This is a genomic window from Atopomonas sediminilitoris (assembly GCF_022601735.1).
Taxonomy (GTDB): Bacteria; Pseudomonadota; Gammaproteobacteria; order Pseudomonadales; family Pseudomonadaceae; genus Atopomonas; species Atopomonas sediminilitoris.
In genome coordinates this window covers 97,267-111,647 of sequence record NZ_JAKUMM010000003.1, presented here as the reverse complement: position 1 = coordinate 111,647, position 14,381 = coordinate 97,267, and the positions used below count along the sequence as shown (strand labels likewise).

The 14,381-nt window shown below is 58.9% G+C and carries 18 protein-coding genes and 1 pseudogene; 9 read left to right on the top strand and 10 right to left on the bottom strand.

The features are described 5' to 3' along the window. Positions 1-12 precede the first annotated feature (12 nt). Positions 13-1,347 (bottom strand): 30S ribosomal protein S12 methylthiotransferase RimO, encoded by a 1,335-nt coding sequence (rimO, locus tag MKI83_RS05205; RefSeq protein WP_241583830.1) that lies wholly within the window; start codon positions 1,345-1,347, stop codon positions 13-15. Between the two features lie 13 nt (positions 1,348-1,360). Between rimO and MKI83_RS05200 the strand changes: the two genes are divergently transcribed. After that, positions 1,361-2,977: a recombinase family protein gene (locus MKI83_RS05200; RefSeq protein ID WP_241583829.1), complete on the top strand. Its 1,617-nt coding sequence runs from the start codon at positions 1,361-1,363 to the stop codon at positions 2,975-2,977. Positions 2,978-3,009: 32 nt separating this feature from the next. On the opposite strand, the gene MKI83_RS05195 is transcribed toward MKI83_RS05200, so the two are convergent. From MKI83_RS05195 to MKI83_RS05155, 9 genes are all read right to left on the bottom strand, one after another. Further along, positions 3,010-3,279 (bottom strand): hypothetical protein, encoded by a 270-nt coding sequence (locus MKI83_RS05195; protein WP_241583828.1) that lies wholly within the window; start codon positions 3,277-3,279, stop codon positions 3,010-3,012. 37 nt (positions 3,280-3,316) lie between these two features. Beyond that, the gene (locus MKI83_RS05190; protein WP_241583827.1) at positions 3,317-3,523 is read right to left on the bottom strand and encodes a hypothetical protein; all 207 of its coding nucleotides are present in this window, start codon (positions 3,521-3,523) and stop codon (positions 3,317-3,319) included. Then, the gene (locus tag MKI83_RS05185; protein ID WP_241583826.1) at positions 3,520-3,972 is read right to left on the bottom strand and encodes a hypothetical protein; all 453 of its coding nucleotides are present in this window, start codon (positions 3,970-3,972) and stop codon (positions 3,520-3,522) included. Before MKI83_RS05185 ends, MKI83_RS05190 begins: the two co-directional genes overlap by 4 nt. A gap of 25 nt (positions 3,973-3,997) precedes the next feature. After that, positions 3,998-4,249, bottom strand: a complete 252-nt coding sequence (locus tag MKI83_RS05180; RefSeq protein WP_241583825.1) for a pyocin activator PrtN family protein — start codon at positions 4,247-4,249, stop codon at positions 3,998-4,000. Next, positions 4,246-4,518, bottom strand: coding sequence for a phage antirepressor KilAC domain-containing protein (locus tag MKI83_RS05175; protein WP_241583824.1), 273 nt, complete (start codon positions 4,516-4,518; stop codon positions 4,246-4,248). The genes MKI83_RS05180 and MKI83_RS05175 overlap by 4 nt, the downstream gene beginning before the upstream one ends. A gap of 10 nt (positions 4,519-4,528) precedes the next feature. Continuing rightward, the gene (locus MKI83_RS05170) at positions 4,529-5,092 is read right to left on the bottom strand and encodes a deoxynucleotide monophosphate kinase family protein (RefSeq protein WP_241583823.1); all 564 of its coding nucleotides are present in this window, start codon (positions 5,090-5,092) and stop codon (positions 4,529-4,531) included. A 302-nt stretch (positions 5,093-5,394) separates the two neighbouring features. Further along, positions 5,395-6,027, bottom strand: coding sequence for a BRCT domain-containing protein (locus MKI83_RS05165; protein ID WP_241583822.1), 633 nt, complete (start codon positions 6,025-6,027; stop codon positions 5,395-5,397). Continuing rightward, positions 5,981-6,424 (bottom strand): hypothetical protein, encoded by a 444-nt coding sequence (locus tag MKI83_RS05160; RefSeq protein WP_241583821.1) that lies wholly within the window; start codon positions 6,422-6,424, stop codon positions 5,981-5,983. The genes MKI83_RS05165 and MKI83_RS05160 overlap by 47 nt, the downstream gene beginning before the upstream one ends. Next, positions 6,424-7,107 (bottom strand): XRE family transcriptional regulator, encoded by a 684-nt coding sequence (locus MKI83_RS05155; RefSeq protein ID WP_241583820.1) that lies wholly within the window; start codon positions 7,105-7,107, stop codon positions 6,424-6,426. Before MKI83_RS05155 ends, MKI83_RS05160 begins: the two co-directional genes overlap by 1 nt. Before the next feature lie 102 nt (positions 7,108-7,209). On the opposite strand from MKI83_RS05155, the gene MKI83_RS05150 reads away from it, so the two are divergent. The 8 genes and pseudogenes from MKI83_RS05150 (at position 7,210) to MKI83_RS05115 (ending at position 13,943) form a co-directional block, all read left to right on the top strand. Further along, a complete protein-coding gene (locus MKI83_RS05150; protein ID WP_241583819.1) occupies positions 7,210-7,437 on the top strand; it encodes a helix-turn-helix transcriptional regulator in 228 nt (75 codons plus the stop codon). A gap of 266 nt (positions 7,438-7,703) precedes the next feature. Then, on the top strand, positions 7,704-8,180 hold the full coding sequence (locus tag MKI83_RS05145) for a hypothetical protein (RefSeq protein ID WP_241583818.1): 477 nt from the start codon (positions 7,704-7,706) through the stop codon (positions 8,178-8,180). After that, positions 8,173-8,379 (top strand): TraR/DksA C4-type zinc finger protein, encoded by a 207-nt coding sequence (locus MKI83_RS05140; protein ID WP_241583817.1) that lies wholly within the window; start codon positions 8,173-8,175, stop codon positions 8,377-8,379. The genes MKI83_RS05145 and MKI83_RS05140 overlap by 8 nt, the downstream gene beginning before the upstream one ends. Beyond that, positions 8,372-9,409: a PriCT-2 domain-containing protein gene (locus tag MKI83_RS05135; RefSeq protein WP_241583816.1), complete on the top strand. Its 1,038-nt coding sequence runs from the start codon at positions 8,372-8,374 to the stop codon at positions 9,407-9,409. The genes MKI83_RS05140 and MKI83_RS05135 overlap by 8 nt, the downstream gene beginning before the upstream one ends. Positions 9,410-9,495: 86 nt before the next feature. Further along, a pseudogene (locus MKI83_RS05130) lies at positions 9,496-11,091 on the top strand (DUF5906 domain-containing protein); the annotation flags it as partial. Positions 11,092-11,422: 331 nt separating this feature from the next. Then, entirely contained in the window at positions 11,423-11,893 is a 471-nt protein-coding gene (locus tag MKI83_RS05125) for a hypothetical protein (protein ID WP_241583815.1), read from the top strand. Between the two features lie 188 nt (positions 11,894-12,081). Then, positions 12,082-13,296, top strand: a complete 1,215-nt coding sequence (locus MKI83_RS05120) for a DNA cytosine methyltransferase (protein WP_272493013.1) — start codon at positions 12,082-12,084, stop codon at positions 13,294-13,296. Continuing rightward, positions 13,293-13,943, top strand: coding sequence for an Eco29kI family restriction endonuclease (locus tag MKI83_RS05115; protein WP_241583813.1), 651 nt, complete (start codon positions 13,293-13,295; stop codon positions 13,941-13,943). The genes MKI83_RS05120 and MKI83_RS05115 overlap by 4 nt, the downstream gene beginning before the upstream one ends. Positions 13,944-14,381 lie beyond the last annotated feature (438 nt).

Sequence of the window (14,381 nt, the reverse complement as noted above, 5' to 3'; positions counted from 1 at the left end):
GCCGCGCCTGATTTAAACCAGCTCAGCCCACAAGTCGTACTCGTTGGCATCGGTCACGCGCACGCGCACGATTTGCCCTGGGGTTAAATCAAAGCTGTCGATATACACCGCGCCATCGATTTCTGGGGCGTCTGCGGCGCTGCGGCCGACGGCACCTTCTTCGTCGATTTCATCGATCAGCACGTCCAGCTCACGACCAATTTTCAGCTGCAGGCGAGCGGCGGAGATTGCCTGCTGATGCGCCATAAAGCGCTCCCAGCGTGCTTGCTTGATCTCATCGGGGACTGGTTCAAGGCCAAGGTCGTTGGCCGGTGCGCCGTCGACAGGCGAGTACTGGAAGCAGCCAACGCGGTCGAGCTGTGCCTCGCTCAGCCAGTCAAGCAGGTACTGGAAGTCTTCTTCGGTTTCACCGGGGAAGCCAACGATAAAGGTCGAGCGGATGGTCAGCTCGGGGCAGATTTCGCGCCACTTCTTGATGCGCGCCAGCGTTTTGTCTTCAAAGGCAGGACGCTTCATCGCCTTAAGCACTTTGGGGCTGGCGTGCTGGAACGGGATATCCAGGTATGGCAGCAGCTTGCCAGCAGCCATCAGCGGAATCACGTCATCCACATTGGGGTAGGGGTAGACGTAGTGCAGGCGTACCCACACACCCATGCTGGACAGTGCTTGGCACAGCTCCAGCATGCGGGTTTTGACCGGCTGGCCATCCCAGAAATCGGTTTTGTACTTGAGGTCGACACCATAGGCGCTGGTGTCTTGGCTGATCACCAGTAACTCTTTAACGCCCGATTTAACCAAGCGCTGTGCTTCGGATAACACATCACCCACTGGCCGGCTGACCAACTTGCCGCGCATCGACGGAATAATGCAGAAACTGCAACTGTGGTTGCAGCCTTCAGAAATCTTCAAATAAGCATAGTGGCGCGGTGTCAGCTTAATACCCTGCGGCGGCACCAGATCAATCAGCGGATTGTGCTCGGTGGAAGGCGGTACCACTTCGTGCACGGCGTTAACCACTTGCTCGTATTGCTGCGGGCCGGTGACGGCCAGCACGCTGGGGTGCACGTCGCGGATGGTGTTTTCTTCCACGCCCATGCAGCCGGTGACAATCACTTTGCCGTTTTCGGCAATGGCTTCACCAATGGCATCCAGTGACTCGGCTTTGGCGCTGTCGATAAAGCCGCAGGTGTTAACCACCACCACGTCGGCACCTTCGTAGGTGGGGACGACTTCATAGCCTTCCATACGCAGCTGCGTGAGGATGCGCTCGGAATCGACTAATGCCTTTGGGCACCCGAGCGATATAAACCCTATACTTGGAGCTTTCTTAATATTCTTTGTAGTCATGACCGGATCACGGATGAAAAATATAGGCGCGCGAGTATACAGCTATCTGCGCTTCTCCGACCCTCGGCAGGCGACTGGTAGTAGTGCCGACCGTCAGTTGCAGTATGCCCAGCGTTGGGCGGCTGAGCGCGGGCTTATGTTGGACGAGTCTTTGTCGCTGCGTGATGAAGGCTTGTCGGCGTACCACCAACAGCATGTCAAACAAGGGGCTTTGGGGGCGTTTTTACGGGCGGTTGATGATGGGCGCATTCCTGATGGTTCGGTGCTAATTGTTGAGGGACTAGACCGGTTGAGTCGAGCTGAGCCGATTCAAGCGCAGGCCCAGTTGGCACAGATAATCAATGCTGGCATCACCGTGGTCACTGCCAGTGATGGGCGTGAGTACAACCGCGCAGGCCTAAAGGCTCAGCCCATGGATTTGGTTTACAGCTTGCTGGTGATGATTCGCGCGCATGAGGAGTCGGATACCAAGAGCAAGCGGGTTAAGGCCAGCATTCGTCGTTTGTGCGAGGGGTGGGTCGCCGGCACCTATCGCGGCCTTGTGCGCAACGGCAAAGATCCTGCTTGGGTCAGCTGGACGGGGCGCGAGTGGGAGCTTGTACCTGATCGGGTTGCGGCTGTGCGGCGTGCGCTTGAGTTGTATCAGCAGGGTTATGGTGCGGGGCGCGCCGCTAAGCTGATGTATCAAGAAGGTTATGAGTTAACTGATTGGGGAATTGCTGGGCAGCAGATTTATCGGCTGATCAAGTTGCCAGCGTTGCGTGGTGCAAAGCGTATCTCAGTGGATGGCGAAGACTACTTACTTGAAGGGTATTACCCGGCATTGCTTACTGAAACTGAGTACGACGAGTTGCAGTACCTAGCCAGCCAGCGGCATCGGCGGCGGGGCGCTGGTGTCATTCCCGGTATTATCACCGGAGTTGGGCTTACCTATTGCGGCTACTGCGGTACGGCTTTGGTTGCGCAAAACATTATGGGGCGTGCTAAGGCTGACGGTAGCCTTGCGGATGGTCACCGACGCTTGCAGTGCACGGCTTACAGCAAGCAAGGCGGATGCACCGCAGGAGGTAGTTGTAGCGTTGTGCCTGTTGAGCGGGCGCTGCTTAATTATTGCGGCGATCAAATTAACCTGCAGCGGCTTTATGAGTCGCCAGACGATGGCCGAGCGGCGCGTGAGCGGCTGGCAGTTTTGCGGCGTGAAGCGGCTGAACTTGAGCGTCAGTTAGGCAAGATTACCGATGCGCTGTTGGCGGATGAGAGTGGCGCAGCCCCTTTGGCGTTTGTGCGCCGTGCGCGGGAGTTAGAGCAGCAGCTTGGCGAAGCGCAGCAGCGCGCACAGCAGGCTGAGCGAGAACTAACTAGCCGTGCCTCGCAGGCTGAACCTGCGCGCGCTGCGCGCTGGCAAGCGTTGGCTGAACAAGTAGAAGCCGGAGACTATGCCGCGCGGGAGCAAGTCCGGCAGCTGGTGATGGATACCTTTGAGCGCATTGTTGTGTACATGCGTGGCATTGGTGCTGAGGGGCGGCAAAGCAAGAATATTGATGTCATGTTAGTGCCCAAAGCCGGTAGGCCGCTTCTGTTGCGCATAAATCGGCGCAGCGGTGATTGGCGAGCCAGTGAGGGCAGCTGACAATACAAAGCCGACCTAGCGGTCGGCTTGTGTTAGGCGGCTTTGGCCGGCTTACTTTGTCCCGGTGGGCTGCTGTGTATCACCAAGTGGCCTTGGCCGATCCAGAAGTTTTTTTGCACGGCGATGCACACGTTCCATGCCTCTTTGGCCACGGCGGGGCCTGCCTCGATCACGCTGCCGTCGGCGTCAATGATGGCCAGTCGCGCGGGCTTGCCGTCAGCTGTGGTTACTTGGTAGCCGGTGTTTACGTTAGCACTGATGCGTGCGTGCTCTAGAGTGTCAGTTTCTGGGATGCCGATCATAGGGGGCGCCCTCCTTGATTGTCCGTTGTTTGCTTGCTCATGCGGCCTCCGCCACGCAGCCCAGCTGCGCCAGTTGTGTATCGATGTCGTAAACCTGCTGCATAAGATTGGCCATGGTGTCTTCGCCGCGGGGTGCGGTGTCGGCATTCCAGTGTTGGCTTGCGCGGCGCAGGCGTTTGAGACTGTCCATGTGGTGTCGGCGGGTGGCCAGCAAGGCTTGGGTGCTTAGGGCGGGCTTATTCATGCGGCGGCCTCCAGCTCGGTGGTTGGCTCGGTTGCTGGGGTGATGCGCTCGGCCAGGCGCTGGCAGATTTTGACCAGCGTGCGGGTTTCAGCGGCGCGCTGGTGCGAATTGAAACCCTCATAGGTGCCGGCCAAGGTGCTGAGTTCACGACTGATGTGGCGCAGGGTGTCAGCATCGCGTTCGTCATACGGCTGCATGAGGCTGGCTAGTTTTTCGCGTGCTTGTGCGAGCTGGCTTTTGAGCTGTTCGATTTCATTGCGTTGGCTACGCCACCGAACTTGATGCAGGACGTGGGCTTGGTTGATGCCGTCGTCTAGGCCCTTGGCATAACTTGGGTTGTGGGATTGTTTGCGCCCTTGGCGTTGGCCCAGCCAATAGCAGGTAGCCGGCCAAGCGATAAACCAGAAGATGAGTACCAGTAGCGCGAAAGTTTGCGTCGTAGTGAGCATGTGCTGTGTTCCCCGTTGGGTGGCGTTATGCCGCTTGGTCGGTGGTATCGGGTTTGGCTTGGTCGAGCAGTTCGGCCAAGTCGTGTAGGTAAACCATCAATGGAGCCTTGCGGCTTTCGTGCAGGCGCACGGTGCGCAGGGCGATGCGACCTTGGCGCACTTCGGTTAAAAAGTGCCTTTCGCTGGTGATGTGTGGGAAGTAGTCGCGCATCACTTCGCTGAGCGGCAGGCAGTCGCGCTGGTACTGGTCGCGCAGGCGCTGAAGGGTGTTGCTCATGCGGCATCCTTTTGGCTGACGCTGACGCCCAGTTGGTCGGCCAGCCAGCGCAGCCCGCGTTCGGTCACCATCACCACGCCGTAATGGGCGTAGGCATTGATGGCGGGGTTCCAGCGGCTGCGGCAGTCAGTGAACAAGTGGCCGGCCTCGCGGTAGCGGCTGGTGAGCTCGCCTGCGTGGTTAAGAATGCCCAGCACGCGCAGGCGTTGGCGCAGCTTGCGCGGGCCTACGTTGAGCAGTGCGGCGGCTTGATCGAGGGTGCGGTTCATGGTGCTGGCCTTACGCTGCGTGGCGACGAGTGAGGTCGGCCACGGCGCGGTTGAGCTGGTCGTACAGCGCTGGCAGGTCGGCGTCGTTGCTGATGACGTAGTCGCCTTTGTGGTGCCAGATGCCGCCTTCACTGCTGTGTTGGTTGATGGGGTGAATGCCGCAGCGGCTGATATGGAAGATCACGCCGCCTTTGCTGCGCACCCAGTCGGCCTCGTTTTCGAAGCGCACATCGCTGATCACCACGCCTTGCATGTCTTGATGATGCTCGGCTAGCCGTTGGAGGTTTTGCTCGGCCAGTAATAGCCAAAGCTGAGGGTGGATTAGCTCGCGGCCCCACTCGGTGCCGAGCAGTTGCATCAGCTCGCGCGGGGACTTGCCCAGCCAGGGCAGGGGCTGCTCTTTCTGCGGGCCTTCTAGTTGCGTTGTGGTGAGACTGAACATCTCGGCCAGTGCGTGTTTGAGTGGCATGGCAAAGGCGTAGCTAATAAGGCTCAGCTGGGCGACCAAGTAGCGGGCGACGGTGTCCTTGCCTACCCGAGCGTGGCCTGCAAGGCCGATAAGAAGTTGGCTCATGCTGCGCCTCCCCAGGGGCCGAAGTCTTCAAAGGCCGGTAAGGTGGGCTGCTTGAGTTGAGGGCGGTGGCTTTGCTGTCCGGCGGTGACGTACTGGCAGCCTGCGTCACGCGCCAGGCGGCGCACTTCGAAGACGTGGCTAGCGTTAAGGGCTGGGTGCGAGTGCACCTGGCAGGGGGGTGTGTGCTGTGTCGTATTCATGTCGCGTACTCCAGAGGTCAGAGATGGGTACGCGACAAATAAAACGTAACGTGATTAATAAGTCAACACATAAAAGCACGATAGGTGTTGTTTTTTTGTGGATCAGCTAAAGATGGTCTGCTGCCAATGGTCTTCGCTGATGATGGCGATTGCATTGCCGGCTTCGCGTAGCTCTACGGCTTTTTTGATTTTGTTGCCGTAGCTGCTGTGTAGCCACTGTTCGTTGCCGATGCTGCCAACGACGAGGTAGTTGGTTTTTTTGGAGATGCCAGAGCCAATCAGGCCTCCGCGTTCCCTAACCAGAGCTTCGCAGGCGGCGCGTGGGCCATAGGCCATGACGCCGGTAAAAACAAAGGTGTGGCAGTCCAGCGCGAGAGGCGGGGCGGGATGGTTGAGGGGGAGTGTGCTGGGTGCTTGGTGGGGGTGGTCGGGGCTTTTGCTGGTGCCGGTGAGCTGCTTGAGCATGTCGAGCAGTTCGGCTGATTCGTCAGCGTCCAGAAGTTGGTCGCTAAGCATGTGGGTTAGGCGGCGATAAAGGATGTTGATCACAGGATCGTCGGCATGGGCTAAGTTCGACTCTATCCAGTTTTTGAGGAACTCGGCCTCTTGCTGGTTGATGGTGCCGTCTGCTGCCATGCCAGCGGCGAGGCCGAGCAAGGTGTCTGCGGCACGCCGGTCGATGCGCGCTTTATGAAAAAAGCGGCTGTTCTCGAACTCCTGATGCAGGTCGACCATCGTCCTCTCCTTCGGTGGGTTCTTCCGTGGTTTGATCGAGTAGCTTGTTGATGTCGCTGGTGAAGGTAATGCGCATGCCGGTTCTGCTGCAGGTGAGCGTCACTTCATGGCTGGTATCAATGTTGAGGTCTTCGCCGCGCAGGCCCTGCCATTGTGCGAGGTATTGCAGGCTGCCGGGCTTGTCGAGTTTTTTGAGGGCGCGGCTAACGCCGCCTTTCCAGCCTAAGACGGGGAGCTCATCGCGCAAGGCTGCGGCAGCTAGCTCTGGCGTGCTTTCGGCCAGTTGCCGCCCGACTTCCCAGCATTTGATGAGGCCTTCGTCTTCGGCTTGCCAGGTGCTTTGCCAGTCGCTTTCGGCGCGGCAAGGCGCGCTAATTGGGCGGGTAATGAGTGGCATTACAGGGCGCCTCCGTGCCAAACAACGCGGCCAATGATTTGCAAGGCGGTTATTTCGTCGTTGCTAACTGGCTGGTCGGGATAGGCGCGCTTGTCGGTGTTGTCGCTGCGAATAATCCAGCCGCCGGTTAGGGACTGGATAAGGCGCTTGATGATCAGCTCGCCGTCAGGCTTGCGCAGTAGGAATATGCGCCCGTCGCGGGGCTGGCTTTGGCTGTCGTCAACAAGCACAACGTCAGCGTCGCAGATGGTGGGCTCCATGCTGTGGCCTTGAACGTAGATTACATGCAGGTTTTGTTCGCGCAGGTGCATGCGTGTCAGCCATGCGCGTTTAAACACTAGCCCGCCTTTAACCTCGATGTGGTCATTTAGGTGGCCGTTGCCTGCTGCGCCGTGGGCTGAGTACTGGGGTATTAGTGCGTAGTCTTGGACGCTTGGGTTGACGCTTATCTCGGCCTGCTCGGAAAGCGCTTGCGCCGTTTGAGGGTCTACCAAGTCGGAAACGCTAATGCCGAGGGCGTTAGCGATGAGTTGTATGTCAGGGAGGCTTGGTTCGCGGAAGTCGCGTTCGTAATTGCCGATGCGGGCTTGTCCGCCGGCCCAGCCGCAAAGGTCGGCCAAGGCCAGTTGAGAAAGGCCTTTGGCTCTTCTGTAGTGGTTAATGCGTTGGCCGAGTGTGTTCATGGTTTGAAGATACCACGCGCCGTTTATTTTTTAGGCCACTAAACGTGTTGCAAATTACACGTTACGTGCTACTTTGTTGGCTCTGTTTTCAGGAGCTGCGTAATGAACCGTATTGCTGATCTGCGGGGGGCTGCCAAAATTCCACAAGTTGCGCTAGCCGTCGCGCTTGGCTGGTCACAGGGCCGCTTGAGCAACTATGAGGCCGAGCGTAGAACCCCAAGCCTAGTTGATAGCCGAGCCATTACGGCTGCGCTTAACCGTTTGGGCGTCATTTGTGATTTGGATGATGTTTTCCCAATTGAAGAGTCACTGCTGCAAAGGGCAGCTTAAATGTGCTGAGGCGGGTCTCTGACCACCTGCCTTGGTACTGCGCGACATGCTTTAGCGGAAGACTCTGACCTTTCGCTAGATTTGTAGGGTGCCGGGCGGGTCTCTGACCTCCCACCCGGCAAGGTCGGTAACCGGTTACCAGCCAGTTACCTCAACCATCGAGCCGCCAGCCCACAGCACGTAAACGGGCGGTCTCGACTGCTGTAGGCCAATAGTAGGGCATCTGCTTTGCTGCGCCTACGGTAGTGATGGGGGTTTTACTACCGATGAGCAATCAACACGATTGTGATGATCTACCTCTAACACAGGCCGTGGATGCCGACTGCCGCGAGTTTCGCGGGGGGCATGTGGCGGTGTGCGCCATTTTGGGTGAGCCTTACGGGCCTTACCAAAAGCGAATCTCTACCTCTTACCCTGACCACCACTTGCGCTTGGATGACTTTGAGCGGGTAGCTGAGTTGGTGCAGGGGCCGCGTGTGCGCGCGTGGTTTGAGCGGGTGTATGGGGTGACGTGCTACGGCACCGAGCCGGTAGCGGCCACCCGCGATGCCATGCTTGCGCTGAGCCACTACTTGCAGGCTGAGGCGGGCTTTGTGGCCAGCTTGGCCGAGGGCGCCGCCGATGGCCGCTGGGAGGCCAAAGAGGTGGCCGACCTTGAGCGCCACGGCATGAAACTGGTGCGCAAGCTGCTCGGCATCATGGCCGGCGCCCGCGCTGCGATGGAGGGCCCCGGTCATGGATGAGCGCATGCTTGAGTTGACCATGGCCCATGCCGAGGAAGCCCAGCAACGGCGCATTGCCGCGCGGGTGCAATACCAAGGCGAGAGTGCGCAGGTGTGCGAAGCCTGCGATGAGCCAATCCCCCAAAAGCGCCGTGAGGCGGTACCGGGCTGCACGTTGTGCGTGCATTGCGCTGGGCTGCGGGAGCGGCGGTATGGTTGATTATCCAACGTTGATGCTGAGTGATTTGCCTTTGTTGCTGCGGTTTATTCCGGCGGGCGATCGGGAGACTTGGTTGCAGGTGGGCATGGGGGTTAAGGCTGAGTTTGGTGATGCGGCCTTTGCTGAGTGGGATAGCTGGAGCGCCAGTGGGGAGGGCTATAAAGCGGCAGATGCCAAAACGGTGTGGCGCAGCTTTAAGCGCGGCGGCATTGGTATTGGCACGGTGATTAAGCTGGCCAGCGACAACGGCTGGCAGCCCGATAAGCGCGAGCTGAGCGCCGAAGACAAACACCGCTTTGCCAAAGAGCAAGAGACGCGACGCCGTGCGCGTGAGGTCGAGGTGGCCGCTGATGAGGCGCGTACCGCGCGCATGCAAGCGGCAGTTGCGGCGGCGTGCCAGCAGCTGTGGGCGCGCCATGTGCAGCCGACAGGGCAGAGCGGCTATTTGGCCAAGAAGGGTGTGCCGGCCGTGGGTGTTGGTTTTATGGCCTGCACGGTGGTGCTGGAGATTGACGACTCAGCCGAGCGTTGCCAGCTGTGGGCCGGTAGCGAGGCGAAGCGCTATTTGGATGCGTTGCCCAAGCCACGGCCTGATCACTTGTCGATGATGGTCTTGCGCCGTGGCGATGTGTTGATTCCGCTGCGCGATGAGGCGGGGCAGGTGTGGAGCGTGCAGGCCATTAACAGCACGGGGCGCAAGCTGTTCCCCAAATATGGCCGCAAGAGCGGCTGTTTTCATCTGTTGGGTGAGTCGGTTGGTGCGGTACCGGTGGTGGGGTTGGCTGAGGGGTATGCCACGGCGGCGAGCTGCCAAGTGGCCAGCGGTTGGTCGATGGTGATGGCGGTGGATTCTGGCAACTTGCCCGCCGTAGCCGCTGCCGTACGGCGACTGTGCCCGCATGCGCGGTTGGTGGTTTGTGGTGACGATGACCCAACGGTGAAGGGCAACCCTGGCAGAGTGAAGGCCGAGGCGGCTGCTGAATTGGTGGGCGGTGTGGCGGTGTTCCCCGTGTTTAAGGAGGCCGCATGAGTGTTAAAGACTGGAACGATTTACACGTTGAGCAGGGCGTTGATGCGGTGCGCGCGCAGTTGTTAGCGGCTTTGGCGCGCCCAGCGGGTAACGATGCTGCTGGGGGTGAGCTTCCCCGCGCCCCAACGGCTGAGGCGGCTGCTACTCAGGCGGGGGGCGGGGAGGGTTTGACCCTGCTGCACGCCAAACGGCGGTTTGCCTTGATTGAGCCGACCACCAGCGTATGGGACCAAGACAAGCGCCACCAGTTGAAGAAAACCGCGTTTGAGGCGTTGGTGGGTAAGCCACTGGCGGCTGAGTGGTATGCGCTGGGTGATAAACGCTTGGTGCCGAAAGAGCAGGTGGCCGAGTTTGAGGCGGCCAAGAAGCTGGCCCGCAAGAAAGAGACCGCCACCGATCTGCCGCCGCTTGAGCGTTATGTGTACATCGATGGCACGAAAGAGGCGTGGGACAAAACCAAAAAGCGCCGACTGCCCGAGGGGGCGCTGAAGATGGCGCTGGGTGATGGGTATGGCTTGTGGGTGAACAGCCCGCAGCGCCGAGTGGTGGATGTGGATCACATCGTTTTTGACCCGACGATGACCAAAGACCCTGCCACGTATATCAATACGTTTGAGGGATTACCGCTGGAGCCGGTGCGCGATGATGATGCCTGCGCCAATCTGCGCTGGCTGATTGGTTTTTTGTGTAACGGTGATGCCAAGGCCACGCAGTGGCTAACGCGTTGGCTGGCCTATCCGCTGCAGCATACCGGCGCAAAGATGGACACGGCGGTGCTGATGCACTCGATCATGGAGGGCTCGGGCAAGAGCCTGTTGTTTTCGGTGGTGATGGGGCAGCTGTATGGCCAGTACGCGGCTACGGTGGGGCAGACTCAGCTCGAGGGTAACTTTAACGCTTGGCAGAGCGGCAAGCTGTGGGCGGTGTTTGAAGAGGTGGTCAGTCGTGACCAGCGCTACAACCAAGTGGGCAAGATCAAGCAGTTGATCACCGGTACTACGGTGCGTATCGAGAGTAAGTTTGTGAATGGCTGGGAGGAATCCAGTCATATGAATGCGGTGTTTTTGTCGAACGAGATTATGCCGTGGCCGATCAGCGAGACCGACCGGCGCTTTTTGGTGATGTGGCCGGAGGAGGCGCTAGCCCCCGAACAGCAGCAGGCCATTAAGTATGAGCTGGATAACGGCGCAGTGGCGGCGCTGTATGCGTGGTTGTTGGCGGTGGATTTGGGTGAGTTTGATCCGCAGACCAAGCCGCCTGTTACGCCTGCCCGTGAGCGGCTGGTGGCGCTGAGTCGGGCTGCGTGGCAAACCTTTTTGCATCTATGGCGTATCGATGAGCTGGGCAAGGGCTTGTGGGGTATGTGCCTATCCACAGATTTATATGCCCTGTTTTTGGAGTGGTGTGCGCGCAATAAAGAGCACGTGATGAGCCAGACCAAGTTCAGCCTGTTTATCAGTACCAGTGTGGAGAAGCTGCGGCCGACGCCTTGGCGCGATGGTGATCTCAAGCGGACTCGACGCTTTGGCGCGTTTTTTGTGCCGCCGGATAAGGCGGCCTTCCTGCCACCATCGGTGACTGCCGATGCGCTGGGCGCGCATGTTGGCCAGTGGCGCGAGCGGGCTAGGGCTGCTGGTTGGGATGTTGACGGCTGGGAACACGTCAGTGGGGGCAGCGTATGAGGCGGCGCGACGGTGTGTTGGGTGTGTTGGGTTGTGTTGGGTTGGGTTTTGCGAGCCAACACAGCACGAAGCCTTCAACGGCGGGGGTTCTGGCGGTCTGTGTTGGGTGTGTTGGGTTTACGCGCGCGCGCGGGCGTGATGTGCGCAGCAGTCTTAAGGCTAGGTGTAGCGGTTTTTATTCTTACGCGAGGGATCAAAAAGCCAACACACCCAACACACCCAACACAGGCAGAGGTAATGCTTTGTTTTTATTAGATTTTAAGTGTGTTGGGTGTGTGTTGGGTTGGGCTGTTTTGTGTTGGCTTGGGTTTTGCCGCTGGGGGAGGGTGTGATGATTGAGCACGTGGAGCAGTTGATGCTGCATTGGGGTGAGCAATGTCGCCGTCGTGGTGTGGCTGGGGGCTGTGGCAGCCCGCTGGCAGGGCTGATTGAATGGCATGGTGCGCCGCCGCGCATGGGCTATGGCTCGGTGGCGTTGGTGGGCGGTGGCGGTGTTGATTTAGCCTCGGCCGAGGTGGATGCGGTGCTGGCTGAGTTGGTGCGCGAAGGCGAGCGGCAAGATGCTGACTTGGCGAAGGCTTGGCGGCTGGCAGGCCGATCTGGCCGCGCGCCGTTTTGCTTGCCGACGCAGTTGGTGAAGTTGGCCCGCGCCCGTTACCTGGTAGACCCTGTGTTGACGGTGGAGCAGCAGATGCGCCGGAGCATGATCACCAGCCGCCGCACCTACGACCGCCGCGTGCATGAGCTGCACGAGCAAGTACAGATGCGGCTAAAGGCACGAGCAAGGCGCCGTGTGGCGTGAGTGGGTGGCGTTTTGGGTTGCGTAACGACTGAGCATTCAGGCGCATTAGCGTTCGCCGGTTTGATGGTGTCTCGGCGTACACTGTTATTGGGCGTTGTTGCGGTATTGGCGTGCGAGCAGTGAGTGCGTTGGCGCTAAATTTTTGATAACATTCTGTATATTATTACAGTATTTTTGAGGGCGATCCTATGAGATCAGTGGAGCTATTCGCGGGTGCGGGTGGCCTAGCCATGGGATGTGAGATCGCGGGGTTTGAGCACCTCGCGGTGGTAGAGTGGGACAGATGGGCTTGTGACACGGTGAGGGAGAACCAGCGACGCGGTTATCCTTTGCTAGCGAGCTGGAATCTTCACGAAGGGGATGTCCGCACATTCGATTGGGGCTCGGTTCCTCAGGGTATAGAGCTTTTGGCTGGCGGGCCCCCTTGCCAGCCGTTCTCAATTGGTGGCAAGCACAAGGCTCAGGCCGACAAGCGGGACATGTTTCCTGCGACGGTCGAGGTGATCCGACGACTCAAGCCGAAGGCTTTCATCGTGGAGAACGTTAAGGGACTCACTCGCGCGACCTTTGCCAATTATTTTCACTACATTCAGCTCCAGCTTGAGTTTCCCGAGTTGCCGCCAATCGGCGACGAGGACTGGAGCGGACACCTCAAGCGTCTGCAGGAAGAGAAAACTTCAGGAAGAAACAAGGGGACGGGGCTGACATATAATGTCGTGCCGACCTTAGTGAACGCCGCTAACTATGGAGTGCCGCAGAAGCGCGAGCGAGTCTTCCTTGTTGGATTTCGTGACGATCTTGGGGTTGAGTGGTCATTCCCGGAGCCTACGCACAGTTATGACGCCTTGCTGCACGACCAGTGGATCACTGGCGTCTATTGGCGGCGCCATGGGTTGCGAACACCTGATTTGCCACTCCGGCTTGCTGGCCGCGTGGCGAAGCTTAGGCAGATGAAGACGCCGTTGACGACACTCCCTTGGCGTACGGTTAGGGATGCTATCCAAGGCTTGCCGGCTCCAGAGTCGCGCGGCGCTTCTAAGATACCCAATCATCTCTTCCAGCCAGGCGCGAAATCCTATCCAGGGCACACCGGCAGCCCCTTGGATTTACCCGCCAAGACCCTCAAAGCTGGGGATCATGGTGTGCCGGGCGGGGAAAATATGCTGGTTCGGGATGACGGCAGTGTCCGTTACTTTACTGTGCGCGAGAGCGCGCGCATTCAAACGTTCCCTGATGGTTACAGGTTCCACGGTAGCTGGACTGAGACTATGCGTCAGCTAGGGAACGCGGTGCCGGTGTTGTTAGCGCAACGCGTCGCATCGAGCGTGGCTGAAAAGCTGGCTATGGCAGAGTTGGGCAAATTTAAGAAAGCAAACACAGGTAAGAGAAGGGCGACCGCGTGACAGGGAAGGTGATTCCGTTCAATCCTCTGGATAAAAAGAATTTGGGCGCCAGTGTCGCCGAAGCGTTGCTGACAAAAGAAGTTCACTCTCTGGGAGACTTGCCAGTGTTTGAGGGGGCGGGTATCTACGCCATCTACTACACAGGTGATTTCGCTCCTTACGCGCAGGTCTCTCGGCTCAACGGCGACGGGAAGTTCATGCTGCCCATCTATGTTGGCAAGGCTGTTCCCCCTGGGGCGCGCATGGGAGCGAGTCTGGAGCTCGCGGCGAGCAAGGCGCTGCATAAGCGCCTTAAAGAACACGCCGAAAGCATCAAGGCCGCCGATAATCTAGACATTAAGGACTTCCATTGTCGTTTCCTAGTGGTGGATGACATCTGGATCCCGCTTGGGGAGTCACTGATCATCGCCCGCTTTACGCCGGTGTGGAATTCTCTCATTGATGGCTTTGGCAACCACAATCCCGGCAAGGGCCGACACGCGGGTATGCGTCCTCGATGGGACGTTCTGCACCCTGGGCGCGAGTGGGCTATGCGCTTGGCGGAGCGTCCAGAAACTAAGGCGCAGATAGCCCAAGATGCCGAGACTTATCTTCGGGTCTTGCCGGCTTGCATTTCTGGGCAGTTCATCGAAGCAGTGGACGAGTAGGTCGATGTGCGTGGGCGCCAGTTAGTTATTGATTATTGAAAGTACCGGCTGGGCATCGAAACTGAGCTAAGAACGCAGGATGAACTGGAGGCCTGCAAGCCATGAGGCCTGCCGGTTCGCTTCAGTGCAAATAGCGAGGCCAGCCTGTGTAGTTGCCTCAGCCAGCGTGACCGTTCATCGGGCGTGGTGACAGGATAACGCAGGATTCGCGCATATAACGCAGGATAACGCAGGATTCGACCACCTTCGTTTTTGGGGTCTTGCTGGTGTGGCGTTCGGGCAGTACAACGTCACTACGGTTTGAGAGGTGCGCCTAACGGCCACCCACTTACGCCGGCAGCCAGAATGCTGTGTCTGGCGACTCCGACCGGCTGCCCTGTCCGGTCTTTTAAAAGCCCCGCCGTCCCCCCACGTGCGGGGCTTTTTCTTTTACTGAGG

Coding starts and splice junctions, on each gene's coding strand:
- MKI83_RS05190 (WP_241583827.1), bottom strand. CDS start 3,523: ATGAATAAGCCCGCCCTAAGCACCCAAGCCTTGCTGGCCACCCGCCGA.
- MKI83_RS05195 (WP_241583828.1), bottom strand. CDS start 3,279: ATGATCGGCATCCCAGAAACTGACACTCTAGAGCACGCACGCATCAGT.
- MKI83_RS05150 (WP_241583819.1), top strand. CDS start 7,210: ATGAACCGTATTGCTGATCTGCGGGGGGCTGCCAAAATTCCACAAGTT.
- MKI83_RS05120 (WP_272493013.1), top strand. CDS start 12,082: ATGAGATCAGTGGAGCTATTCGCGGGTGCGGGTGGCCTAGCCATGGGA.
- rimO (WP_241583830.1), bottom strand. CDS start 1,347: ATGACTACAAAGAATATTAAGAAAGCTCCAAGTATAGGGTTTATATCG.
- MKI83_RS05155 (WP_241583820.1), bottom strand. CDS start 7,107: ATGAACACACTCGGCCAACGCATTAACCACTACAGAAGAGCCAAAGGC.
- MKI83_RS05145 (WP_241583818.1), top strand. CDS start 7,704: ATGAGCAATCAACACGATTGTGATGATCTACCTCTAACACAGGCCGTG.
- MKI83_RS05180 (WP_241583825.1), bottom strand. CDS start 4,249: ATGAGCAACACCCTTCAGCGCCTGCGCGACCAGTACCAGCGCGACTGC.
- MKI83_RS05185 (WP_241583826.1), bottom strand. CDS start 3,972: ATGCTCACTACGACGCAAACTTTCGCGCTACTGGTACTCATCTTCTGG.
- MKI83_RS05160 (WP_241583821.1), bottom strand. CDS start 6,424: ATGCCACTCATTACCCGCCCAATTAGCGCGCCTTGCCGCGCCGAAAGC.
- MKI83_RS05135 (WP_241583816.1), top strand. CDS start 8,372: ATGGTTGATTATCCAACGTTGATGCTGAGTGATTTGCCTTTGTTGCTG.
- MKI83_RS05170 (WP_241583823.1), bottom strand. CDS start 5,092: ATGAGCCAACTTCTTATCGGCCTTGCAGGCCACGCTCGGGTAGGCAAG.
- MKI83_RS05125 (WP_241583815.1), top strand. CDS start 11,423: ATGATTGAGCACGTGGAGCAGTTGATGCTGCATTGGGGTGAGCAATGT.
- MKI83_RS05200 (WP_241583829.1), top strand. CDS start 1,361: ATGAAAAATATAGGCGCGCGAGTATACAGCTATCTGCGCTTCTCCGAC.
- MKI83_RS05175 (WP_241583824.1), bottom strand. CDS start 4,518: ATGAACCGCACCCTCGATCAAGCCGCCGCACTGCTCAACGTAGGCCCG.
- MKI83_RS05165 (WP_241583822.1), bottom strand. CDS start 6,027: ATGGTCGACCTGCATCAGGAGTTCGAGAACAGCCGCTTTTTTCATAAA.
- MKI83_RS05140 (WP_241583817.1), top strand. CDS start 8,173: ATGGATGAGCGCATGCTTGAGTTGACCATGGCCCATGCCGAGGAAGCC.